The following is a 22,364-nucleotide window of genomic DNA, read 5'->3' on the forward strand; positions in this document are numbered from 1 at the left end:
CGCTTGCGCGAACAACAGAAAGTCATGATGACCCGGACCACCGTGGACGGCAACGAGGCGGTGGCCTCGGTCGCCTACCGCCTCAACGAGGTCTGCTGCATCTACCCGATCACCCCGTCGTCCCCGATGGCCGAGCTGGCCGACGAATGGTCGGGACACCGGCGCCCGAACGTGTGGGGCACCGTCCCGACGGTGGTGGAGATGCAGAGCGAAGGCGGAGCCGCGGGCGCGCTGCACGGTGCGCTGCAGGGCGGTGCGTTGGCGACGACGTTCACGTCCTCCCAGGGCCTGCTGCTGATGATCCCGAACATGTACAAGATCGCCGGCGAGCTGACGTCGGCGGTCATCCACGTCGCCGCCAGGTCGCTCGCCGCGCAGGGGCTGTCGATCTTCGGTGACCACTCCGACGTGATGGCGGTGCGCCAGACGGGTTTTGCGATGCTGGCCGCCGGCTCGGTGCAGGAGGCCCACGACCTCGCGCTCATCGCCCAGGCGGTGACGCTGCGCACCCGGGTGCCGGTCCTGCACTTCTTCGACGGGTTCCGCACCTCGCACGAACTGAACACCGTCGAACTGCTCGACGACGACGACCTGCGGGCGCTGGTCCCGGAGGGGCTGATCCGCGAGCACCGGCGGCGCGGGCTCTCCCCGGAGCACCCGGTCATCCGCGGCACGGCGCAGAATCCGGACATCTACTTCCAGGCCCGTGAGACGGTCAACCCGTTCTACGCCCGCGTGCCCGCGGTGGTGGCAGACCTGATGGCCGAACTCGGTGGGCGCACCGGACGCCCGCTGCGGATCGCGGACTACACCGGCCATCCCGAGGCCGAGCGGGTGCTGGTCCTGATGGGTTCGGGCGCGCAGACCGCGGCCGAGACCGCCGAGGTGCTCACCGCGCGCGGTGAGCGGGTCGGGGTCCTGCAGCTGCGGATGTACCGGCCGTTCCCGGTCGAGGCGCTGGTGCCGGCGCTGCCCGAAACCGTCCGCACCGTGGGGGTGCTGGACCGCACCAAGGAGCCCGGCTCGGCCGGGGAGCCGCTGTATCTCGACGTCCTCGCCGCGCTCGCCGAGGCCCACGCCGATGGAGTTCGGCGCACGATGCCGCGGGTGTGCGGTGGCCGATACGGGTTGTCCTCCAAAGAGTTCACCCCGGCGATGGTCGTCGGCGTCTTCGACGAACTCGCCCGGCAGCGGCCGCGGACCCACTTCACGGTGGGTATAGACGACGACGTCTCGCACACCAGCATCGGCTACGACCCCGCATTCAACATCGAATCCCCGGACACGGTGCGGGCGGTGTTCTTCGGCGTCGGATCCGACGGCACGGTCGGGGCGAACAAGAACACCATCAAGATCCTCGGCTCCGATCCGGGGGTGCACGCGCAGGGCTACTTCGTGTACGACTCGAAAAAGTCGGGATCGCAGACTGTTTCGCATCTCAGGTTCGGACCTCATCCGATCCGCGCGCCGTACCTCGTCACCCGTGCCGGTTTCATCGGCTGCCACCACTGGCGATTCCTGGAGACCGCCGACGTGCTCGGCCGCGCCGCGCACGGAGCGGCACTGCTGCTCAACACCCGCCACGGACCCGACGCGGTGTGGGACCGGTTGCCTCGCGCGGTGCAGCAGCAGATCCTCGACAAGGACATCGCGCTGTACGTCGTCGACGCCGGCCGGGTTGCGCGCGAGGTCGGCCTGCCCGGGCGGATCAACGTCGTGCTGCAGACCTGCTTCTTCGCGATCTCCGGTGTGCTGCCGGGAGATCAGGCCATCGCCAGGATCAAGGAGGCGGTGACCAAGACCTACGCCGGCCAGGGCGCCGACGTGGTGGCGCGCGAGGTCGCGGCGGTGGACCGCGCCGTCGACGACCTGCACCGGGTGCCGATTGCCGACCGGGCCCCCTCGGGTCACGAGCCGGCGCCGATAGTGCCCGCCGACGCTCCGGAGTTCGTGCGCACCGTGACCGCCGAGATGATCGCGGGGCGCGGGGATGCGCTGCCGGTCAGCGCGCTGCCTGCCGACGGGACCTACCCCAGTGGCACCGCGGCCTACGAGAAGCGCAACATCTCCGACCTCGTCGCGGTCTGGGATCCCGACACCTGCATCCAGTGCGGCAACTGTGCTTTCGTGTGCCCGCACAGCGTGATCCGCACCAAGCTCTACGACGCGGACCGGCTCGACGGCGCGCCCGACGCCTTCGCGTCGGCGCCTTTGAACGCCGTGGGGCTACCGGAGAGCCGTTACACGCTCCAGGTCTACGTCGAGGACTGCACGGGCTGCGGGCTGTGCGTGGAGGCCTGTCCCGCCGTGGCGCCCGGCATCCCGCTCACCAAGGCGATCAACCTCGGTCCCCGCGAACCCCTGGTCGCCGAGCAACGGGAGAACGTGGCCTTCTTCGAGGCCCTGCCGGCCGCCGACCGTGCCCGGGTCGACTTCGGCACGGTGCGCGGCGCACAGTTCCTCGAGCCGCTGTTCGAATTCCCCGGGGCCTGTGCGGGATGCGGGGAGACCCCGTACCTCAAGCTGCTGTCGCAGCTGTTCGGCGACCGGCTGATGATCGCCAACGCCACCGGCTGCTCGTCGATCTACGGCGGCAACCTGCCCACCACACCGTGGACCACCGACGGCGACGGTCGCGGGCCGGCGTGGTCGAACTCGCTGTTCGAGGACAACGCGGAGTTCGGTCTCGGGTTCCGGTTGGCCGCCGACACCCACACCCGGCAGGCCCGGCGGCTGTTGGGCGAGTCGCGCGAGGTGCTCGGCGCGGATCTGGTCGAGGACATCCTCACCGCGCCGCAGTTCCGTGAGTCCGAACTGCACGCGCAGCGCCGACGGGTCGCCGAGCTGCACACCCGCCTGGACCGGCTCGAACCCGCGCGCGCCGACGAACTGCGCAGCGTGCTGGATCATCTGGTCCGGCGCAGCGTCTGGATCGTGGGCGGTGACGGATGGGCCTACGACATCGGCGCCGGCGGACTCGACCACGTGCTGGCCACCGGGCGCAATGTCAACGTGCTGGTGCTCGACACCGAGGTCTACTCCAACACCGGTGGCCAGATGTCGAAGTCGACCCCGCTCGGCGCGGTCGCGAAGTTCGCCGCCACCGGGAAGACCATGCCGCGCAAGGACATCGCATTGCAGGCCATCGCCTACGGCAGCGTCTACGTCGCCCGGGTCGCGATGGGGGCCGACCCGCAGCAGACGCTGCAGGCGTTCCGGGAGGCCGAGGCCTACGACGGCCCGTCGATCGTGATCGCCTACAGCCACTGCATCGCGCACGGATTCGACCTTCGGCACGGACTCGACCAGCAGTACCGCGCGGTCAACAGCGGCCACTGGCCGCTGATGCGCTACGACCCGCTGCTGCGGGCCGCCGGCCGGGCGCCGTTCCTGCTCGACTCCCACCGTCCACGAATCCCATTGGGCGACTACCGATACCGGGAGCTGCGGTTCCAGTCATTGGCCAACGCCGACCCCGACGAGGCCGAGCGGCTGCTCGGGCTGGCCCAGCAGTCGGTGGCGCGGCGGTGGGACACCTACGAGCAGATGGCGGCCGCGAGCCCGCACGAGTTCCCGTCCGACGCGCGAAAGGGTGGTGACTGATGGACCTGTCCACCCGCTACCTCGGGCTCGAACTGCGCAACCCGCTTCTGGCCGCGGCGTCACCGCTGAGCCGGACACTCGACGGCGTCAAACAGCTCGCCGACGCGGGAGTCGGTGCGGTGGTGCTCTATTCGCTGTTCGAGGAACAACTGCGCCGCGAAGCCGCCGACAACGCGCGGATGGCGACCTTCGCCAACGAAACCCACGCGGAGTCCGTGACGTATTTCCCGTCGACGGTCGGCGAGGGGGACGGTGCCCGGCGTCACCTGCGGCTGCTGGAACGCGCGGCAGCGGAGGTCGACGTCCCGGTCATCGGCAGCCTCAACGGCTCGACCCCCGGCGGCTGGGTCCGCCACGCCCGGGCGATGGAGGACGCCGGGGCCGCGGCGATCGAGCTCAACATCTACCAGTTGCCCGGCGACTCCCACATCAGCGGCCGGGAGGTCGAACAACGCCACCTCGACATCCTCGCCGCGGTCAAGGACACGGTGGACCTGCCGGTGGCCGTCAAGCTCAGCCCCTTCTTCAGCGCGACCGCGGAGATGGCGCTGCGGCTCGACCAGGCCGGTGCGGACGGGTTGGTGCTGTTCAACCGGTTCCTGCAACCCGACATCGACAGCGAGACCATCAGTGTGACCTCCGAGGTGACGCTGTCGGTTCCCGCGGAGGCGCGGCTTCCCCGGACGTGGATCGCGCTGCTGCGGGGCAGGGTCGATGCCTCACTGGCCGCGACGACCGGTGTCGAGGACGCCGGCGACGTCGCCAAGTATCTGCTGGCGGGCGCCGATGTGGTGCAGACGGCCTCGGCGCTGTTGCGGCACGGGCCCGAATACGCCGGCGTCCTGCTTACCGGTCTGTCCGACTGGCTGGCCAGGAAGAACTTTCACGCACTGCATCAGGTGCGCGGGAAGCTCGCCGTGCCGTTCGGTGTGGACGAGACGGCTCGCGAACGCGCCGAGTATGTCGGCGCACTGTGGCAGGCCAACACCGGCGCGCACGGAACGGTCAGCGCGGCGGAGTGAGACCCGGGTACGCCGGGGGTGTGGGCACCAGACGCGCCAGCGCGCGCCGGTGCCGTTCGGCCAGCACAGCGGCCAGCACGTACTGCGGTGGAGTACCGGGCGGCGGCGGCGGCGAGATCCGTGAGACGACTTCGCCGGCGATGCGGTAGGCCATCTCGTCGCGCAGCCGGGGCTCCAGTTGGTGTGCCCGCGAAAGGAATTGGCGGGCCCGCTCGGCCTGTTCCCCGTTGAGGCCGGACAGTTCGAGCGTGCCTGCCCACCACGCCAGCGCGGGCGGCATCACCGGCGGTGGGCTCATCCGCGGTGCGCGCTCGCTGATCACGACGGTTCCGGCGAAGATGTCGCCGATCCGCTTGCCCTTGGGCGAGAGCAGGCTGCACACCGCGGCGGGCCCGCCGGCGAGCATCCACAGTTCGATGAACCCGGCCAGCGCGCGGAACAGGGCCTGCCGGAACCGTTCCGGACCACCGTCGTCGGACACCACGCGCAACCCGAGCGCCATCTTGCCCAGCGTCCGGCCACGGGTCGCGGTCTCGAACACCAGCGGATAGCCCACCAGCGTGAGCACGGTGAAGATGATCAGGACCGCCGCCGACAGCGCGGTGTCGAAATCGCTGAGGGTGAGCGCCCACAGCACCAGGCCCAGCGTGTACCCGACGAAGATGACGAGGATGTCGACCATCGCCGACAGCGCCCGGATCGGCAGCTGGGCGATCTGTACGTCGAGCACCACCGCGTCACCGGTCACCACCGGTTCGGGCTGCGAGACCATACGGCAACGCTACTAGGGTGGCCGGTGTGGATGTCGACGCGTTCGTGCTGGCCCACCGTCCCACCTGGGACCGGCTCGACGAGCTCGTCAAGCGGCGCCGCCGGCTGACCGGTGCCGAGGTCGACGAGCTGGTGGACCTGTACCAGCGGGTGTCGACGCACCTGTCGATGGTGCGCTCGGCGTCCACGGATTCGGTTCTGGTCGGCCGGTTGTCCGGGCTGGTGGCGCGGGCCCGCGCGGCGGTGACCGGTGCGCACGCCCCACTGTGGCGGGAGTTCCTGCGCTTCTGGACCGTGTCGTTCCCGGTCGTCGCGTACCGCTCCTGGCGGTGGTGGCTCGGCTCGGCCGCCGCGTTCTTCCTCGTCGCCGCGCTGATCGGTTTCTGGGTCGCGGGCAGCCCCGAGGTGCAGTCGGCGGTCGGCACCCCAAGCGACATCGATCAGCTGGTCAACAACGACTTCGCCTCGTACTACAGCGAGAACCCCGCGGGTTCGTTCGCGCTGCGGGTGTGGGTCAACAACGCGTGGGTGGCTGCGCAGTGCATCGGTTTCGCGATCCTGCTCGGGCTGCCGATTCCGTACATCCTGTTTCAGAACGCAGCCAACCTCGGCCTGACCGGCGGGTTGATGTTCGACGCGGGCAAGGGCGACATCTTCCTGGGCCTGCTGACGCCGCACGGGCTGCTCGAACTGACCGCCGTGTTCCTCGCGGCCGCCGCCGGGATGAGGTTGGGCTGGATGGTCATCGCCCCCGGTCACCGGCCGCGCGGTCAGGTGCTCGCCGAACAGGGCCGGGCCGTGGTGGCCGTCGCCGCCGGGCTGGTGGTGGTGCTGCTGCTGTCCGGGTTGATCGAGGCGCTGGTGACCCCGTCGCCGCTGCCCACGTTCGCGCGGATCGGGATCGGGGTCGCGGCCGAGGTCGCGTTCCTGGCCTATGTCGTGCACTTCGGCCGCAAGGCCGTCCGGGCGGGCGAATCGGGGGACCTCGAAGACGCGCCCGACGTGGTGCCCACCGGCTGATCAGAGGCGGCCGGTGGCCTTCATGTGCAGGTAGCGGTCGGCGAGTGCCGGTGCGAGTTCCTCGGGTGGCGCGTCCACCACGTCCACACCCGCCTGGCGCAGCGTGCCCGCGATGCGGTTGCGGTCATTGCGCGACCGTTCCGCGGCGGCCGCGTCGTACACGGCGGCGGCGTCGTCGCGGCCCGCGGCGAGCAGGTCAACGCGGGGGTCGGTGACCGCCGCGATCAGCACGTGGTGGCGGGCGGCGAGTCGCGGCAGCACCGTTATCAGGCCTTCTTCGAGCGCCGAGGCGTTGAGGTCGGTGAGCAGCACCACCAGCGCGCGACGGCGCACGCGGCGCTGGATCGCCGATGCCATCGCGGCGGGGTCGGATTCGACCAGCGCGGGCTGCAGCGGCGCCATCGCCGACACCAACTGGGCGAGTAGCTCGCTGCGCGAGGCGTTGAACACCCCGGCGCGGGTGACCCGGTCGTGGGCGAGGAAGTCGACGTGGTCGCCGGCGCGCGCGGCGAGCGCCGCCAGCAGCAGCGCGGCGTCCATGGACCAGTCCAGGCGCGGCCAGCCGCCCGGGTGTTGGGCCGCCGGCGGAGCCGGCGATCGGGCTGCCGTCGGGTCGACCCCGACGCGCCCGGCCGACGTGCGGCCGGTGTCCAGGACGATGACGATGCGCTGATCGCGTTCCGGCCGCCACGTGCGAACGACGACGTCGGCCCGCCGGGCCGTCGCCCGCCAGTCGATCGAGCGGACGTCGTCGCCGACGACGTACTCGCGCAGCGAGTCGAATTCGGTGCCCTGGCCGCGGATCAGCGCGGGTGTCGAGCCGTCGAGTTCCCGCAACCGCGCCAACCGTGACGGTAAGTGCTTGCGCGACAGGAACGGTGGCAGCACCCGGATCTGACCCGACACCCGGTGGGACGCCTGCCTGCCGGCCAGGCCGAGCGGACCGATCGAGCGGGCCGTGACGAGCGCGGACCGCAGGTCACCACGGCGGGTCGGGCGCAGCGAGGTGCGCAGCGTCACCCGTTGTCCCGCAGGAACATCGAGCTCGTGCGTGCGCGGCGCACCGTGCGCGCTCGGCGGCCAGGCGTCGCGCAGTGAGCCGCGGATCCGGCGTCGGACCGGGTTGTGCACATCGAGCACCGAATCGACGGACTGGCCGAGCCGGGCCGCGGTGTCCCCGGAGCGGGTCACCTGCAACCGGCGGGGACTCGCGGCGAGCGCGATGTCCGCCACGATCGCGAGGACGAGCGCCCCGAACAGCGCCACGAACGCCACTCCCGGGGCGGGCGCCACGGCGATCGGGAGCACGCACAGCAGTGCGATCAGCGCCGCACGTCCGGTGAGGACCACTAGCGCGGGACCGGGACGGCCGTGAGGATGCCGTCGAGTACGGCGTCGGGGCTGGCGCCTTCGAGTTCGGCTTCCGGGCGCAGCGCGATGCGGTGGCGCAGCGTGGGCCGGGCCATCGCCTTGACATCGTCGGGGGTGACGTAGTTGCGCCCCGACAGCCACGCCCACGACCGGGCCGTGGCCAGCAGGGCGGTGGCGCCGCGCGGGGAGACACCCAACTGCAGCGACGGGGACTGCCGGGTGGCGCCCGCGATGTCGACGATGTAGCCGAGCACCTCGTCGGCCACCAGCACCTCACGCACTGCCGCCCGGCCGGCGGCCAGGTCGGCGGGACCCGCGACCGCGCGCACCGCCGACAGATCGCGCGGATCGAACCCGCGGGCGTGGCGGTCGAGGATCGCGATCTCCTGATCCCGCGGCGGCAGCGGCACAGTGAGTTTGAGCAGGAAGCGGTCCAACTGGGCCTCGGGCAGCTGGTAGGTGCCCTCGTATTCGATCGGGTTCTGGGTGGCGGCCACGATGAACGGGTCGGGCAGCGGTCGCGCTTCACCCTCGACGCTGACCTGCCGCTCCTCCATCGCCTCGAGGAGCGCGGCCTGGGTCTTCGGGGGAGTGCGGTTGATCTCGTCGGCCAGCAGCAGATTGGTGAACACCGGTCCCGCGCGGAACTCGAATTCCGCGGTCCGCGCGTCGTACACCAGTGACCCCGTCACGTCACCCGGCATCAGGTCCGGGGTGAACTGCACACGCTTGAACTCCAGCTGCAGGGTCGCGGCCAGCGTGCGGACGAGCAGCGTCTTCGCCACACCCGGAACGCCTTCGAGCAGTACGTGACCGCGGCACAGCAACGCGATGACCAGTCCGCTGACCACGGCGTCCTGCCCGACGACGGCCTTGCCGATCTCCTGCCGCAGGGCCAGCAGCGCCTGGCGTGCCGAATCGGCTGTCGCGCTGCCTGTTTGGGTGGTCTGCGCTGATGGCTGTGTCACGAGTGGGTGACCTGCCTTTCGATGTCGTCGAGTTGATGGGCGATGGTGACCAGATCGGCGTCGGTGGTGGGGGCGGGGCCGTACAGCGCGTGGGCGACACCCTGGGGATCGGCGCCGGTCCGCTGGGCGACGGCCTGGACGACCGCCGGTGGTTGCGCGTTGGCGGGCAGGCCGAGCCGGGGCAGCAGACGGGTGCGGGTGGCGGTGCGCAGCGCGTCGGCGGCGCGGTCGCGGGCGCGCCGGGACCGGTACAGCCTGCCGCGGCCCTCGACGGTCTCCGACGCCCGGATCACGACCGGAAGCTGTTCGGCGACAAGCGGTCCCAGCCGTCTGCCCTGCCAGATCGCGAGGAGGGCCACCGCCAGCGACAGTTGCAGGACGATCCAGCCGACCTGGTCGGGGATGAGGTCGGAGAGGCTTGCGGTACCGCCGGCACCCTCCCGTTCCTGCGGGACGAACCAGATGACGCGCGGTGCACTGCCTGCCAGGTTCATCGCGAGCGCCGCGTTGCCCTGTTTGAGCAGTCCGGCGTTGGTCATGAAGCCGGAGGTCCCCACGACGGTGTTCGTGCGGCCCGCCTCGGTGTAACGGACGAGCGCACCGTCGTAGCACCGGGTCAACGCCAGGCCCGGCTCCGCCGCCCGGTAACTCGGGGCCAGCCCGAGTTGGGCGTCGCCGGCCCGGTTCGCCTCGCGCAGATCGCAATCCGGCTGGGGGGCGAACGAACTCACGCCGTCCGAGCGCAACTGCGGTGCGAGCGCCTCACGCACCCGGGACACGGGTTCGAGCAGCAGCCGATCGGCGGGCAGGTCGGCCAGACGCCGCAACTGCTCGTCGTCGGTGAGCCGGAATGTCTCCGCGAACACGATCAGCGTGTCCCCCGGTTGTGATCCGCGGGCCGCCCCTTCGACGTCGGCGACGCTGTCGGCCTCCACCACCTCGACGCCGCGGTCACGCAGCAGGGTGACCAGCGCGCGGACCCCGTCGGGGGAGGTCGACTGCGGGTCCATCGGGGCGCCGGGCCGCGATGCGGTCAGCAGGGTGCCCACCGTGGCCACCGCGATGATGACGAGGAGCGCGAGCACCACCCAACGTCCCGTGCGCCACCGTTGCGTGACGGTCGGGCCGACCGCCGTGGCAGAGGGCGTCATCGCACCTCCGCCCAACCGGTTGCCGCGCGCGGCACCCCCGAGGCGTGGCCGGGCGTGGGTCCGGCCGCGCGGATGTGGTCGTCGAGGACGGCCACCGAGCGGTATGCGGCTTCGGTGCCGGGCCGGTCACCGTAGGTGACGTCGTTGAACGCCGTTGCGGCGTCGCGTAATTCGTCTGACAACGCTGGCAACGCCAGGCCGGCGTCGTTCGCCAGCTCGGTGGCCGTGCGGCCGGGAACCGGTGTGAGCACGCCGGATTCCTCGAGTTGCCGGGCGATCGCCCTCAACCGATGCCGGATGGCCAGCGCCCACTGTCCCGACGCCGCATACTGTTCGGCGGTCGTGCGGTGTTCGGCGGCGCTCAGTTCGTGGCCGCCGTAGAGCGAGGGCTCGCCCCGGTCGGTGCGCATCGCCCGGCGTGCGATGCGCACGGCGACCACCACCGCGACGAGGATCAGCAGGACCAGCACGCTGATCGTCAGCCAGCCGCCCGGCACCCCGGCCCCGCCCTGCGCGATGCGGTGGATCAGGTCCTCGAGCAGTTCGGACAGCCGGTCGGTCAGCGACGCCCGCGGGTAGATCGGCTTGTCGAGTTCTTTCTGGGCGGCCTCGTGCGCGGCGTCCCGATCGATGTCTACGGTCGGCACGTCACGGGCGGCGGGTCAGCCACAGATGGTCGGTCGAGTCGGCGGGGACGCCGGGGCCGGCCGCCGCACCGGTGTGCAGCACCAGGTCGAAGGCCTCCGCCCGGATCCTGCGGTCGGTGTAGAGCAGGACGATGACTCCCGCGCTGAACGGGGCGGTGAGGATCTGTCCGATCGCCGCGCCGACCGCGATGAGGATGAGACCCACCAGCACCCCGCCGTCGGAGCCGGACCCGGCCAAGAGTTGTCCACCGAGGCTGAACGGGACCCCGACGGCGCCCGCGATCACGGCCGCGGCGAGCGCGGCCAGGATCCAGATGCCGAGGACTCGCCAGAAGTCCCTCTTCACCAGCGTGAACGAGCGCCCCGCCGCTTCGACGATGCCGAGGCGTTCCAGGACGATCAGTGCGGGGGTGAACACCAGCGAGGTGGCGACGTAGACGATCAGCAGGAACGCGGCGATGACCAGCGGTGCGCCGACGAGGAAGGCGGCGACACCGCCGCCGATCGCCTCGGCCGCGATGATCGCCACCACGACGACCACGATCAGCAGCAGGACGGCCACGGCCTCGAGGGCGGTGAAGCCGAGCAGTGCGAGCAGCCTGCCCTTCACCCGCTGCCACGCCTCCCCGATGGTGATGTCGGCGCCGAACACCGCGCGGCCCACGATGACGGTGAGCATCCCGCTGAGCACCACCGAGGCCAGCGCGGTGGTGATGGAGCCGGCCAGTGAGGATCCGGACAGTACGGCGACGTCGCCGGCGCCGGCCTCCCCGCTCAGGGTGGGGTCGAGGTCGCCGGTGGCGATCAGCGGGCCCAGGATCTGCAGCACGAGCGAGATGAGCTGGGCGGCGACGACCACGATGGCGGTCAGGCCGAGGGTGGCCTTCGGATTACGCCGGATGTAGTTGACCGCCCCGTTGAAGATGTCGGACAACCCGAGCGGGCGCAACGGGATGACACCGGGTTTGATCACGCCCGGCGGCGCGTAACCCTGCTGCGGCGGATATCCGGGCGGTGGATAGCCGTGTTGGTAACCCGGTGGGGGATAGCCGTGTTGGTAACCGGGCGGCGGATAGCCCTGTTGGTAACCCGGTGGAGGGTAGCCCTGTTGGTAACCCGGTGGGGGGTACCCCTGTTGATACCCGGGGGGCGGATAGCCCCGGCCGGGCCCACCGGCGTCGTTGCTCATGGGAACCATCCTGTCGATCACCAAGCCAATTGACAACGTGGCCCCCGTGTTTGCGCGCGACGGGCCGAGCGGAAGACGGCACCGGCGTAGTTTCGATGACATGGCGGAACTCAAAGCTCGGCTGCGCGCAGACCTGACCACCGCGATGAAGTCACAGGACAAACTCCGCACGGCCACGCTGCGGATGCTGCTGGCGGCGATCCAGACCGAGGAGGTCTCCGGTAAGGAGGCCCGCGAACTGACCGACGACGATGTGGTCAAGGTGCTCGCGCGGGAATCACGCAAGCGCGGTGAGGCGGCCGAGGTCTACACCCAGAACGGACGCGGTGAGCTCGCCGCCAACGAACACGCCGAAGCCCGTGTCATCGAGGAGTATCTGCCCACACCGCTGACGGAAGCCGAACTGGCCGACGTCGTCGACACCGCGATGGCTCAGGTCGCCGAACAACTCGGTGAGCGCCCGACGATGAAGCAGATGGGCCAGGTGATGAAGGCCGCCTCGGCGATCGCCGCTGGTAAGGCCGACGGCTCGCGGCTGTCCGCCGCAGTCAAGGCACGCCTGTAGTTGCGTGTAAAGCGCGCCCGCTCACCGTATTCCGGGGCCGTCGTTTGCGTCGGTACGCCACGGGTTACCCGGACGCCATGACGCTGACGCGCTTCGGATACACGCTGATGACCGAGCAGAGCGGACCCAAGGATCTCGTCCGCTACGCCGCCGCCGCGGAGAACGTCGGATTCGACTTCGAGGTGTCCAGCGACCACTACTCACCGTGGCTCGCGGCGCAGGGCCACGCGCCCAGCGCCTGGACCACCCTGGGCGCCGTCGCGCACGTCACCGAACGCGTCGAACTGTTCACCTACGTGACCTGCCCGACCATGCGCTACCACCCCGCGATCGTCGCGCAGCAGGCCGCGACACTGCAGATCCTCGCCGACGGTCGCTTCACCCTCGGCCTCGGCACCGGCGAGAACCTCAACGAACACGTAGTCGGCAAGGGGTGGCCGACGGTCGCCCGTCGCCAGGACATGCTGCGCGAAGCCATCCAGATCATCCGCGAACTGTTCACCGGTGAGGTCGTCGACTGGCGCGGTGAGTACTTCGAGATCGACTCCGCGCGGCTGTGGGATCTGCCCGAGACGCCGGTGGACATCGCCGCGGCGGTCTCCGGTGACCGTTCGGTCGAAGCCTTCGCCCAGCTCGCCGACCATCTCATCGCCGTCGAGCCGAACAAGGACCTCGTCCACGCGTGGCACGACGCGCGGCGGGCGACCGGTCTGCCCGGCCACGTGCGGGTGATCGGCCAGATCCCGATCTGCTGGGACCCCGACCGGGAGGCGGCGGTCGCGCGGGCCCACGAGCAGTTCCGATGGTTCGCCGGCGGGTGGGCCGTCAACGCGGACCTGCCCACCACGGCGGGGTTTGCCGGCGCGACGCAGTTCGTGCGTCCGGAGGACACCGCCGGATCGATCCCGTGCGGACCCGACCTCGACGCGATCGTCGAGGCGGTCAGCGAGTACTGGAAGGCCGGGTTCACCGACATCGCGCTGGTCCAGGTGGGCGACGAGGGTCAGGACCGGTTCCTGGACGAGGCGGCCGGCCCGCTCCTGGAGAAGCTGCGCGCCGCGGCGGGGTGACGCGTCAGCTGTGGGCGAGATCGGGTTGAGTCCGGGGCCGGACGGGTAGTCCGGCCGTGACGAGAGGAGGGCGACCGTGCCCCGTGGAGAAGGCATCTACGACGAGGAACACGCCGCCGAACCCAAGGGCGGCCGCCCCGGCCCGACCGATCAGGGCGGTGAGGGCGGGATGGCCTCGCGCGAGGTGGCCTCGGAGGTCACCACGTCGGACGACACCGAGGAGTCACCCGAGTAACCGTCACTGCGCGTCGCGGCCTTCGCGGCTGCGGCGGTAGGCGGCGCGCCGGAAGTCGGTCAGCCAGCCGGGCGCCAGCGACACCCCGGGTGCGGTGTTGAGGGTCGGGTCGAACGACAGGTCCTTGTCGGGCGGAATGACCTCGGACAGGGTCAACCGGGCCAGCGGACCGAATTCGCCTGTGCCCGCGGCTTGATCGACGCTGAAGTCGAGATCGCCGCGCGCCAGCTGATCGGTGACGGTGTCGAGCGACAGACCGGGACCGTCGAGTTTCGTGGTCAGATGCGCCCGGACCCACCACACGCCGCCTTCGTACCGCAGCGGCATCAGGCTGGAGTAGGTGGTGTTGTCCCAGGACGTGGTGGGCAGCAACATGAACCGGTTGATCGCGGTGGTCGCCAGCAGGATGTCCCAGGGACGTGAGTCCTTCGTCATCCGCCAGGCCAGCCCGGCGATATCCGGGACCGAACCCGGCAGACCGACAGCCTTGGACACCCGGCCGATCACGTCTCCCGTTTCGATGGGCAGGCCCTGACCGGGCGGGGCGACACGCTCGATGCGGCCGCGGGCGAGCACCCCGGCGGGATGGAACAGCCTGCGCCGGCGCACCGCGGCGCCGACCTCGACCGGAAGCGCGAGGAGATCTGAGACATTCACGCCTGATCGGGTGCCCGCCCTAACACGAGCGCAAACGGGGTGTGCTGGTTTAACAACCGCGATACAGGGCATTAATCACCGCAGCTAATGACCCCTTGACGTCGAGAGGCCGATGTGACGACTGCATACACCGACGAGCGCGACACCGTGGTCGCCGCGGACGGCGTGTACGCCCCGCAGGAAGATTCGCAACTGCTGATCGACATCATGGAGAAGACCGGTCTCGCCGTCGGTCGCCGTGCCGTCGACCTGTGCACGGGCAGTGGAGTGGTGGCGGTCAACGCCGCCCTGCAGGGTGCCTCGTCGGTCACCGCCTTCGACATCTGCCCGCGCGCTGTGCGATGCGCACGCGGCAATGCGCTCGGAGCCGGGGTCGATGTGGACGTCCACCTCGGATCTTGGGCGCGGGCAGTGGAATTCGACCCGTTCGACCTGGTGACGTGCAACCCGCCGTACGTCCCGCACGCCCCCGAAGCCGACCGGGAGCCGGTGCCGTCGAGCGTCGGCCCGGCCCGCGCGTGGGATGCCGGCTACGACGGGCGCATGATCCTCGACCCGCTGTGCGAGGCGGTGCCCGATCTGCTCGCCCCCGGTGGCAGCCTGCTGCTCGTACAGTCCGAGTTCGCCGATCCGCGCCGCACCCTGGCAGCCCTGTCGAGCGCCGGACTGGACGCCGAAGTCATTGCCTGGCAATGGATCCCGTTCGGCCCCGTGCTCAACGCGCGGGCCGACTGGCTCGAGGAGACCGGGCGCCTGGATCCGGGCCGGCGCGAGGAAGAGCTGTTGGTCATCCGAGCGGACAAACCGTGACCGAACCGCGCACCGTGCGGGTGGTGCAGGGCGGGCCCATCATGGTCGAGGGCCCCGTCCGCATCGAGATGCCCGACGGCAGCGTCGTGGAATCCGACCGGTTCATGGTCGCGATCTGCGCGTGCAAACGCAGCAAGACCTACCCGTTGTGCGATACCAGCCATCGTCGGCGCCGCCGTGGCGACGCCGACGCGGCTGAGTCCTCAGGACAGCGGTCGGCGTAGCGACGTCTCGCCCGCGGTCCAGCACGCCATCAGGTGGTCGGCCAGGCGGTTCTCCACCAGTGCGTGCGCCCGGATGCCGAACACCACGTCGGCGTCCAGGTGCGGTTCGCGGGCGACGAGATCGCCCACCACATCGGTGCGCACCACCTGCTCGTGGACCGCATCGGCTTCGACGTGCTCGCGGTAGAACGCCGCACAGGTCTGCGGTGCGCCCATCCGCTCCAGCGCCTCGACCAGCCGGCGCGATCCGGGTGAGGAGGTGATCTCGGTGGAGGCGAAATGGCCGACGGCGGCTCCGCGCAGCGCGCGGTGCAGACCGAACATCGACATCAGGTTGACCGCTGCCAGCGCCTCGGCGGGTACCTCGTTGATGTATCCGAGGTAGCTCGCATCCAGGTCGGCGGCGGCCAGGAGGTCGGCGAACAGCTGCTGATGCAACTGCGGTCCGCGGCCGCCACCGAACTCGTCGAATTCGACTGCGACGAACGAGGCCTTGGCCTGACCGGTCAACCGCGGGATCGCGAAGGCGTGCGGATCACCCTCCTTGAGGTGGTAGAGCGAGCGGTGTACGAAGTACTCCCGCATCTGCTCCCAGGTGCCCTTGTCGCGCAGGTAGTACGACGGGCCGCTGGCGTCCGGGTGCCCGTCGACCGGTTCGACGGCCAGGGCGGTCATCTCATCCGCGGCGGTCCGGTCGGGGTCGATCTCCCCGACGTCGCGGCGCACCGCGGCGAGGAACACCTGTTCCATCTGCCCCCGCAGGTGCAGCAGCCCGGCGTTCCACTCCCAGTGCGGGTCCACGCCGGCGAAGCCGCGGTAGTGCAGTTCGTAGCACACGTAGAGCGCCAACTGCAGGTCGAGCCCGTAGGGGTCGGAGTCGGCGAGTGAGGCCTCGATGCGGGACAGGTGGTTGCGGGGGGCTCGCTCGGCGAGCGTGTTCACCACGGCCAGCGAAAGCGGGCCACGGGCGTCGGGCAACGTCGGTTCAACCATGATCGGCGCGGATGTCACGCCCGGTGAACTACCCGCTACTTGGTCTGTCCAATCGCCCCGCGCCGGGCGAATCGGTCGGTCAGAACCGCCAGAGCGCTTCCTGCGTGGTGCTGGCGATCAGCGCGCCGGCGTCGTCGTACAGCGAACCGACCGCCAGGCCGCGGGCGTCGCTGTTGTTCACGCCGGTCACCTCGTACCGGTGCCAGCGGTGCGGGTCGAACGGCCGGTGGAACCACACCGAGTGATCCAGCGAGGCCGCCATCCCGGCGCCCGGCTCGTCGGGGGCGCCGGCCGGCCGGGCGGCGGGCACCGGCCCGAGGTCGGACATGTAGGTCAGCATGCACGCACGGATCAGCGGATCGTCCTCGATGACGTCGCGGCTGCGGATCCAGAACGGCGGGATCGCGAACGGCGACAGATCGTCCGGGTGGCAGCGGACCTCCAGGCGGTCCACCGCCTCCAGGTCCGGGGCCTTCGGCACCGCGTCCTCGAACGCGAGGGCCGGCGGTCGCGCCGGATGCCAGTCGGCACTGTCCTCCGGGCGGTGGAATGACGCGATCATCTCGAGGATGGCCTTACCCTCCTGGATCGCGGTGACGCGGCGCGTGTCGAACGAACGTCCGTCGCGGGTGCGCTCCACCTCGAGTTCGACGTCGATCCCGTATTTGCCGCCGCGCACGAAGTAGGCGTGCAGCGACTGCGCCCGCTTGTCGGGATCGACCGTCGCTCCCGCCGCGCCCAACGCCTGCGCCGCGATCAGACCGCCGAACAGTCGATGCGCCGGACCGCTCGTCACCTGCGGTGCGAGGAACGTGTCGCCGTCGCGGTCGAATTCCAGCAGCCGCGCGATCCAGCTCGCGTCGTGCGGCCAGGGGGTGTCTCGGAGGGCGGTCATCATAGCCAGACTATCGACCAACTGGTTGGGAGCGCTGTCAGGGGGGAGGGGTGCGTGCACGAGCGATCTGCGCCGCACCGTTCCCGGTGATCAGCCACAGCGTGGCGAGCTGTGTGACGAACTCGTCGAGCGATAGGCGGACGCGACCGTCGACGAAGGCCAGGACGGCGTCGGCGGTACCGCCGACGATGAACGCCGGAGCGACCCTGGCCAGCGGATCGGCTTCCAGTTCCACGCCGTGCACGCTGCGTCCGTTGTCGATCATCACCTTGGTCAGGCGGCGCATCACCGCCGCCCGGTGGGCGTGCAGTTCCGGCGAGGCGGACACACCGCCCAGCAGGATCCGGGCGCGGCGAGGGTCGTCGACCAGTGCGTGCACCGCAGCGGCGACGGCGGCGAACGCCAGCGCGTCCACCGAATCCTGCGTCACGGAGTCCGCGGCGTGAACCGTTGCGGTGCGGACACTTTCGGCGACGTCGTCGACGACGGCGGCGGCCAGCGCGTCGAGATCCGCGAAACTCTCGTAGAAGTACCGCTTGTTGAGCCCCGCGGCGGCGCACACCTTGCCGACCGTCGCAGTGCGCCATTCGTTGCGGGCCATCGCATCCATCGCGGCGTCGAGCAGGCGGGCTCTGCGCTGCCGACGGCGCACGTCCGCGGACTGCCCGCCGTAGGCGCGCCGCGGCCCCGCTGAATCGTCGCGTTCGGCCGTTGACACCACCCCATGATTCTGGCACGGTTCGGTACCAGATACACCCGAGGAGGGGATCGGGCCGATGACGGCACTGACCGCGCAGCTCACTTCACCGGCGAACACCCACCGTCTCCAGGTCGCCGGCGCGGCCCTCACCTCGCGCTTCCCGAGTCGGGAGGAGCCCCTGGCCACACCGCCGCCGGGATCGAACCTCAAACCGGTCATGGGCAATTACGGTTTCCCGTTCCTCGGCCACACGCTCAGCGCCCTCGCCGAACCGCTGGACTTCGCGCGTCGCCGCTACGACATGTACGGACCGGTCTCATGGGCGGGCGGGGTCGGGTTCCGTGTGGTCGCGCTGATGGGTCCCGATGCGTTGGAGACCGCTTGGATCAACCGCGACAAGGTCTTCTCCAGCACGCGCGGCTGGGCGCCGGTCATCGGGCCGTTCTTCCACCGCGGGATCATGCTGCTGGACTTCGAGGAGCATCGCGACCACCGCCGGATCATGCAGCAGGCGTTCGCCCGCACCGCGCTGGACGGCTATCTCGAACTGATGCGACCGGGCATCGACCGGACGCTCGGCGGCTGGCCGGCCTCCGACGCCTTTCCCTTCTATCCGTCCATCAAGCACCTGCTGCTCGAACAGGCCGCCGAGGTGTTCGTCGGCACTCACCTCGGGCCCGAATCCGACCAGCTGTCGGCGGATTTCCACGACACCGTGCGCGGCGGGCAGGCGCTGCTGCGGGCGGACGTGCCCGGGGGAGTCTGGGCCAGGGGCCTGCGCGCGAGGAAAAGGCTCGAACGCTACTTCGGCGATCAGATCGCCGACCGACAGCGGGGCGACGGCGCCGACCTGTTCTCGATGCTGTGCCGCAGCGAGGACGACGACGGCGCCCGGTTCACCCCTGCCGACATCGTCAACCACATGATCTTCCTGCTGATGGCTGCGCACGACACCACCGCGATCGCGCTGTCCATGCTCGTCTACGAGCTGGGCCGAAAACGGAAGTGGCAGAAGACACTTCGCGATGAAGCGGTCGGCAGGCCCAATGACGCGCCCACCGTCGGCGACCTGGACGCCTACCCCCTGCTCGACGCCGCGTTCAAGGAGATCCTCCGGATGTACGCGCCGGCGGGCACCCTGTTCCGTCAGACCACGCGCGACACCGACATCCTCGGACACTTCGTCCCCGCCAAGACCCAGGTGGCCATCAACGTCCACGCGTCGATGCGGCTCGCCGACTGGTGGCCCGACCCTGACACGTTCGACCCCGCCCGCTTCATCGACCAACCGGGGGCCCGCGCCGCGGTGAGCCGCTACGCGTTCGCCCCGTTCGGCGGCGGGGCGCACAAGTGCATCGGCCAGCAGTTCGCCGACATGACGGTCAAGACCACCATGCACCAGATGCTTCGGCGCTTCGAGTGGAGCGTCGCCGACGGCTACCGGATCCCGTTGACGTGGGGCACCGGGCCGACACCGGCCGACGACCTGCCGATCACGCTGCGCACGCTCACGACATGAGCGAGGCCCTGATCGGCGAACCGAATCAGGGCCTCTGCGAATCACACGAGTCGGGGTGGCGGGATTCGAACCCACGACCTCTTCGTCCCGAACCACGACACCAGCGAGTTTGATTGAGTTGACGTCGTTGGGCAGCGTGAGGAACTGCAGGTCAGCGGTGTTGGTTGGGTTGGGTGTCACGGACGGCATGCGAATCAACTGCGGACTGACTGCGGACCACAGCGAATGGAGTTGATCGACAATGGCCGACGCTTTGGTGATCAGGAGAAGTCGGACAAGCAGTCCCACTTCATCCTCTGAGCCCGCAGTGTGAGGTGCACGTCACGTGCGAGACGTACGTACACGTCGAAGCAATCCGCTCAAGCCGGACTCCTAGTAGTAAGGGCGGTCGCGTCTACCGCGACAGTGATCAAAATTTCCGATGAATGATCGCGCCCGCCGGGGTGGCGTGTCAGCATCTACTCGCTCGAGCGGTGACCAGAACACGGTGGCATTTCGTTAGCCAGTCGGCACCACGGAGCGGTTGACGGCATGGACAATAGATCTGTGCGGGCTGCGGGGTTCAACGTCGAGGCAGGGACGCTGCTGCTGGCCGTCGTGGAACGCTCCGATGAAGGACCGGCGACGCCAGTGCCCGTTACGACTCCTAAGCTGACGCCTGCAGACTTGCCCGAAGCGCAGAGTCTCCGCGACCTCGCCAAGCGGGTGGAACAGGAACTCCAGGCCGCACGGGTAGATGCGGTGGGGCTCGTCCATACGCGCGCGTTCAGGAATCTGCAGTACAACCAGGTCTACGCCCGGGTAACAGCGATCTGCGCGGTCATGTTCGCGGCCGCTGAGCTGAATGTCGGCTATGAAACCCTGACCACGGAGACGATTGGAACGGCGGTCAGTTGCCCACCGAAGTCGCTCGGCACATTCAACTTCGCCGTGCTGGGCTTCGACCAACGGCCGAGGTTCTGGACGACAGGATTGGCTGAGGCGTATGCCGCTGCCTACACATTGGTCGGAGGCACGACGTGACGGCGCCTGCTCAGATGCCGAGTGAACCCAACATCCCGAGCCTCGAGCGTTCCCGTCCACTCCGTTTGGCCTTCGAGTGCCTGCAGACGCTGCCCGAAGGCTCCAACCCGGTGCGCGTCTGGTGGGATGAGAATCTGCAGTGCGAGCAGGTCGGAAAGCGGGTCGACCTCTCAAATCTCGATGACGTGCTGCCGGAGCCAGCAATCCTGCGACAGATTCGGCACGACCACGTGGTGCCGATCCTCGCTGCGCCGGTTGTAGACGGCTTTCCGCAACCGATGCGGGTGATCGAGATCGTCACCCCGTACTACAAACGGGGCAGCCTGACCGACGCGTTCATCCGCGGCGAGCGATTCGGCCCTACGGAAACAGTACGCATCGTGCAAGCCGCATTGCGCGGGTTGGGACACCTCCACGAGGTGCATGGCATCCTGCACCGCGACATAAAGAGCCCCAACATCCTGTTGACCGAGGACGAATTCCTCGCCAGGGTAGGAGACTTGGGTTGCGCAGGCCGCATCGGCGAGGACGGGCGCACCCCGGCACTGGACATCCCCACCCTGTACAGCCCGCCCGAACTGGTCGGAACAGGCATTCTTACCCGGGCAAGCGACTTGTATCCGATGGGGCTCGTGCTGCTCGAGCTGCTCAAAGGCGGATTCGACTATGACGCGTACCCTAAGTCTGACGTCGTGCGTCGTCTGCTGCGAGGCGTCTCTCCGCTGTCGATGGCCGAGCGTAGCCACCCCATCTGGGCATCGCGATCACTGCGTCGAATCCTGAACAAGTCCTTGCATTCTGTTCCCGGCCAACGCTTTCAGACTGCAAGCGAGATGGACAATGCCCTGTCTAGAGCCCGTGTCATCGACTGGGCGGAGACCGACACGCTTCGATGGGAAGCGCCGTTCCGCCACCACCGCGGCCGCCGCGTCCGCGTTGAGGCCGTTCAGCGACGCAAGGGCGGATTCCGTCTATCGACGCAGATCAACAGCGGCAATGGATGGCGCCGCTATGGCTTGGCCGACCTCGATGTCGAAGCTCTTGATTCATCCCGTGCCCGTAGCTTGTTCGACCAGGCGACAGATAGGGCCATCGTCCGCTGAGCTGCTCGCTCCACTGCTCGCCGCTCTGACTCGGTGAGCGCCGCCGACAATCCATCGATTTCATCCCGCCGGCTCCTGTCGATTTCCCACGTTGCTTGAGGGCTCACGCCTCTCGGGACGAGCCAGCCGTTCAGCGTCAAGTCGTCGAAGACGGCATCGGCGGCTGATTCGGTTACCCCGCGACTGTCAGGCTTTAACCGGCGTAACGCCCGTTGAGCAAGGCCGGAGGGAAGCGCCTGCAGCACTTCCTCGATGAGTGCTTGACGAATCCATGAATCTCGGCGTAATTCAGCGCCGACCTGTTCGGCGTGTCGCCGCAGGGCGTCGACCGCAACCAGTACGACCGCATTCGGGGTCAGAAGCGGCTGGTCCATGCGCTCAAAGTTACTACGCGTTACGCGTCACGCGTAGTTATTGCTGCAGTTACGATCTAACCGTGTCACTGGCTGAAAGCAACGAATTGCGGCAGTTGTCGCGCGTGTTGTTCGGCCAGGCCCATCGTCTGTCGGTGATGGTGGGAATTGCCCGCGGCGGGAAAGAATTCGCCCTCTCCGAGCTCGCTGACGAACTGGGATTTGAGTATCTGAGCAGCATTCAAGACCCGATCAGGGATCTTGAAGCCTCGGAGTTGATCTCGCGGATACCAAAGGTAGCCAACAAGGTTCGCTTCCGCAAGAACAAGAGCTACGCCTGGAAGTGGGCTGAGGAGCTCGCGTCCCGGTACCCCGAGCAATGATTGGCCGGATCAATGATTTCGATGCCGCGGTGATGTTTAGTTGCGGTTCGATCGAGTTCGCGTGAGTGCCCACCTAATCCCCCGAGCCGTCT

22 protein-coding genes are annotated in these 22,364 nt (G+C 69.2%); 12 read left to right on the plus strand and 10 right to left on the minus strand.

What is annotated here, in order from left to right; all coding sequences use genetic code 11:
- Positions 1 to 27: 27 nt before the first annotated feature.
- Positions 28 to 3,603 carry a pyruvate:ferredoxin (flavodoxin) oxidoreductase gene (gene nifJ, locus G6N49_RS26270; protein ID WP_083045316.1) on the plus strand — a complete coding sequence of 1,192 codons (3,576 nt, stop codon included), beginning with the start codon at positions 28 to 30 and terminating at the stop codon, positions 3,601 to 3,603.
- Entirely contained in the window at positions 3,603 to 4,625 is a 1,023-nt protein-coding gene (locus tag G6N49_RS26275) for a dihydroorotate dehydrogenase-like protein (protein WP_064876164.1), read from the plus strand. Before nifJ ends, G6N49_RS26275 begins: the two co-directional genes overlap by 1 nt.
- On the opposite strand, the gene G6N49_RS26280 is transcribed toward G6N49_RS26275, so the two are convergent.
- On the minus strand, positions 4,609 to 5,397 hold the full coding sequence (locus G6N49_RS26280; protein ID WP_011562239.1) for an RDD family protein: 789 nt from the start codon (positions 5,395 to 5,397) through the stop codon (positions 4,609 to 4,611). The two genes, G6N49_RS26275 and G6N49_RS26280, sit on opposite strands and share 17 nt — an antisense overlap.
- Positions 5,398 to 5,423: 26 nt before the next feature.
- Here G6N49_RS26280 and G6N49_RS26285 point away from each other — a divergent pair, with 26 nt between their 5' ends.
- Positions 5,424 to 6,416, plus strand: coding sequence for a stage II sporulation protein M (locus G6N49_RS26285; RefSeq protein ID WP_011562238.1), 993 nt, complete (start codon positions 5,424 to 5,426; stop codon positions 6,414 to 6,416).
- Here the strand turns inward: G6N49_RS26285 and G6N49_RS26290 are convergent, their stop codons facing one another.
- Genes G6N49_RS26290 through G6N49_RS26310 form a run of 5 tightly spaced genes read right to left on the minus strand, consistent with a single transcriptional unit; the run spans position 6,417 to position 11,751 of the window.
- Positions 6,417 to 7,766 carry a DUF58 domain-containing protein gene (locus tag G6N49_RS26290; protein WP_011562237.1) on the minus strand — a complete coding sequence of 450 codons (1,350 nt, stop codon included), beginning with the start codon at positions 7,764 to 7,766 and terminating at the stop codon, positions 6,417 to 6,419.
- Entirely contained in the window at positions 7,766 to 8,755 is a 990-nt protein-coding gene (locus G6N49_RS26295) for an AAA family ATPase (protein ID WP_011562236.1), read from the minus strand. Before G6N49_RS26295 ends, G6N49_RS26290 begins: the two co-directional genes overlap by 1 nt.
- A complete protein-coding gene (locus G6N49_RS26300) occupies positions 8,752 to 9,906 on the minus strand; it encodes a DUF4350 domain-containing protein (RefSeq protein ID WP_179967802.1) in 1,155 nt (384 codons plus the stop codon). Before G6N49_RS26300 ends, G6N49_RS26295 begins: the two co-directional genes overlap by 4 nt.
- The gene (locus G6N49_RS26305) at positions 9,903 to 10,553 is read right to left on the minus strand and encodes a DUF4129 domain-containing protein (protein WP_011562234.1); all 651 of its coding nucleotides are present in this window, start codon (positions 10,551 to 10,553) and stop codon (positions 9,903 to 9,905) included. Before G6N49_RS26305 ends, G6N49_RS26300 begins: the two co-directional genes overlap by 4 nt.
- Position 10,554: 1 nt before the next feature.
- Complete coding sequence (locus G6N49_RS26310) at positions 10,555 to 11,751, minus strand: DUF7847 domain-containing protein (RefSeq protein WP_011857273.1); 1,197 nt, start codon at positions 11,749 to 11,751, stop codon at positions 10,555 to 10,557.
- A gap of 91 nt (positions 11,752 to 11,842) precedes the next feature.
- Here G6N49_RS26310 and G6N49_RS26315 point away from each other — a divergent pair, with 91 nt between their 5' ends.
- The 3 genes from G6N49_RS26315 to G6N49_RS29245 all read left to right on the plus strand — a co-directional run bounded on the left by G6N49_RS26315 (position 11,843) and on the right by G6N49_RS29245 (position 13,612).
- A complete protein-coding gene (locus G6N49_RS26315; protein ID WP_011562232.1) occupies positions 11,843 to 12,307 on the plus strand; it encodes a GatB/YqeY domain-containing protein in 465 nt (154 codons plus the stop codon).
- 83 nt (positions 12,308 to 12,390) lie between these two features.
- Positions 12,391 to 13,377 (plus strand): LLM class F420-dependent oxidoreductase, encoded by a 987-nt coding sequence (locus G6N49_RS26320; protein ID WP_064876184.1) that lies wholly within the window; start codon positions 12,391 to 12,393, stop codon positions 13,375 to 13,377.
- 76 nt (positions 13,378 to 13,453) lie between these two features.
- Complete coding sequence (locus G6N49_RS29245; RefSeq protein WP_011562230.1) at positions 13,454 to 13,612, plus strand: hypothetical protein; 159 nt, start codon at positions 13,454 to 13,456, stop codon at positions 13,610 to 13,612.
- Positions 13,613 to 13,615: 3 nt separating this feature from the next.
- Here the strand turns inward: G6N49_RS29245 and G6N49_RS26325 are convergent, their stop codons facing one another.
- On the minus strand, positions 13,616 to 14,341 hold the full coding sequence (locus tag G6N49_RS26325) for a hypothetical protein (protein WP_011857271.1): 726 nt from the start codon (positions 14,339 to 14,341) through the stop codon (positions 13,616 to 13,618).
- A gap of 42 nt (positions 14,342 to 14,383) precedes the next feature.
- Here G6N49_RS26325 and G6N49_RS26330 point away from each other — a divergent pair, with 42 nt between their 5' ends.
- Together G6N49_RS26330 and G6N49_RS26335 are read left to right on the plus strand one after the other, a co-directional pair.
- The gene (locus G6N49_RS26330; protein WP_011857270.1) at positions 14,384 to 15,079 is read left to right on the plus strand and encodes a HemK2/MTQ2 family protein methyltransferase; all 696 of its coding nucleotides are present in this window, start codon (positions 14,384 to 14,386) and stop codon (positions 15,077 to 15,079) included.
- Complete coding sequence (locus G6N49_RS26335) at positions 15,076 to 15,303, plus strand: CDGSH iron-sulfur domain-containing protein (RefSeq protein WP_011857269.1); 228 nt, start codon at positions 15,076 to 15,078, stop codon at positions 15,301 to 15,303. The genes G6N49_RS26330 and G6N49_RS26335 overlap by 4 nt, the downstream gene beginning before the upstream one ends.
- On the opposite strand, the gene G6N49_RS26340 is transcribed toward G6N49_RS26335, so the two are convergent.
- From G6N49_RS26340 to G6N49_RS29300, 3 genes are all read right to left on the minus strand, one after another.
- Positions 15,283 to 16,296, minus strand: a complete 1,014-nt coding sequence (locus G6N49_RS26340) for an iron-containing redox enzyme family protein (RefSeq protein WP_221221717.1) — start codon at positions 16,294 to 16,296, stop codon at positions 15,283 to 15,285. The two genes, G6N49_RS26335 and G6N49_RS26340, sit on opposite strands and share 21 nt — an antisense overlap.
- Before the next feature lie 79 nt (positions 16,297 to 16,375).
- Positions 16,376 to 17,194: an acyl-CoA thioesterase gene (locus G6N49_RS26345; protein WP_064876158.1), complete on the minus strand. Its 819-nt coding sequence runs from the start codon at positions 17,192 to 17,194 to the stop codon at positions 16,376 to 16,378.
- Positions 17,195 to 17,228: 34 nt separating this feature from the next.
- Entirely contained in the window at positions 17,229 to 17,909 is a 681-nt protein-coding gene (locus G6N49_RS29300) for a TetR family transcriptional regulator (RefSeq protein WP_011857266.1), read from the minus strand.
- A gap of 58 nt (positions 17,910 to 17,967) precedes the next feature.
- On the opposite strand from G6N49_RS29300, the gene G6N49_RS26360 reads away from it, so the two are divergent.
- The 4 genes from G6N49_RS26360 to G6N49_RS26375 all read left to right on the plus strand — a co-directional run bounded on the left by G6N49_RS26360 (position 17,968) and on the right by G6N49_RS26375 (position 22,272).
- On the plus strand, positions 17,968 to 19,410 hold the full coding sequence (locus tag G6N49_RS26360; protein WP_163647437.1) for a cytochrome P450: 1,443 nt from the start codon (positions 17,968 to 17,970) through the stop codon (positions 19,408 to 19,410).
- A gap of 531 nt (positions 19,411 to 19,941) precedes the next feature.
- Positions 19,942 to 20,433: a hypothetical protein gene (locus G6N49_RS26365; RefSeq protein WP_011562222.1), complete on the plus strand. Its 492-nt coding sequence runs from the start codon at positions 19,942 to 19,944 to the stop codon at positions 20,431 to 20,433.
- Positions 20,430 to 21,536, plus strand: coding sequence for a protein kinase domain-containing protein (locus G6N49_RS26370; RefSeq protein WP_011562221.1), 1,107 nt, complete (start codon positions 20,430 to 20,432; stop codon positions 21,534 to 21,536). Before G6N49_RS26365 ends, G6N49_RS26370 begins: the two co-directional genes overlap by 4 nt.
- A 436-nt stretch (positions 21,537 to 21,972) precedes the next feature.
- Positions 21,973 to 22,272, plus strand: coding sequence for a hypothetical protein (locus G6N49_RS26375; RefSeq protein WP_011768395.1), 300 nt, complete (start codon positions 21,973 to 21,975; stop codon positions 22,270 to 22,272).
- Positions 22,273 to 22,364 lie beyond the last annotated feature (92 nt).

Origin of the sequence: Mycolicibacterium monacense (genome assembly GCF_010731575.1) — a bacterium.
In the GTDB taxonomy this organism is placed as follows: domain Bacteria; phylum Actinomycetota; class Actinomycetes; order Mycobacteriales; family Mycobacteriaceae; genus Mycobacterium; species Mycobacterium monacense.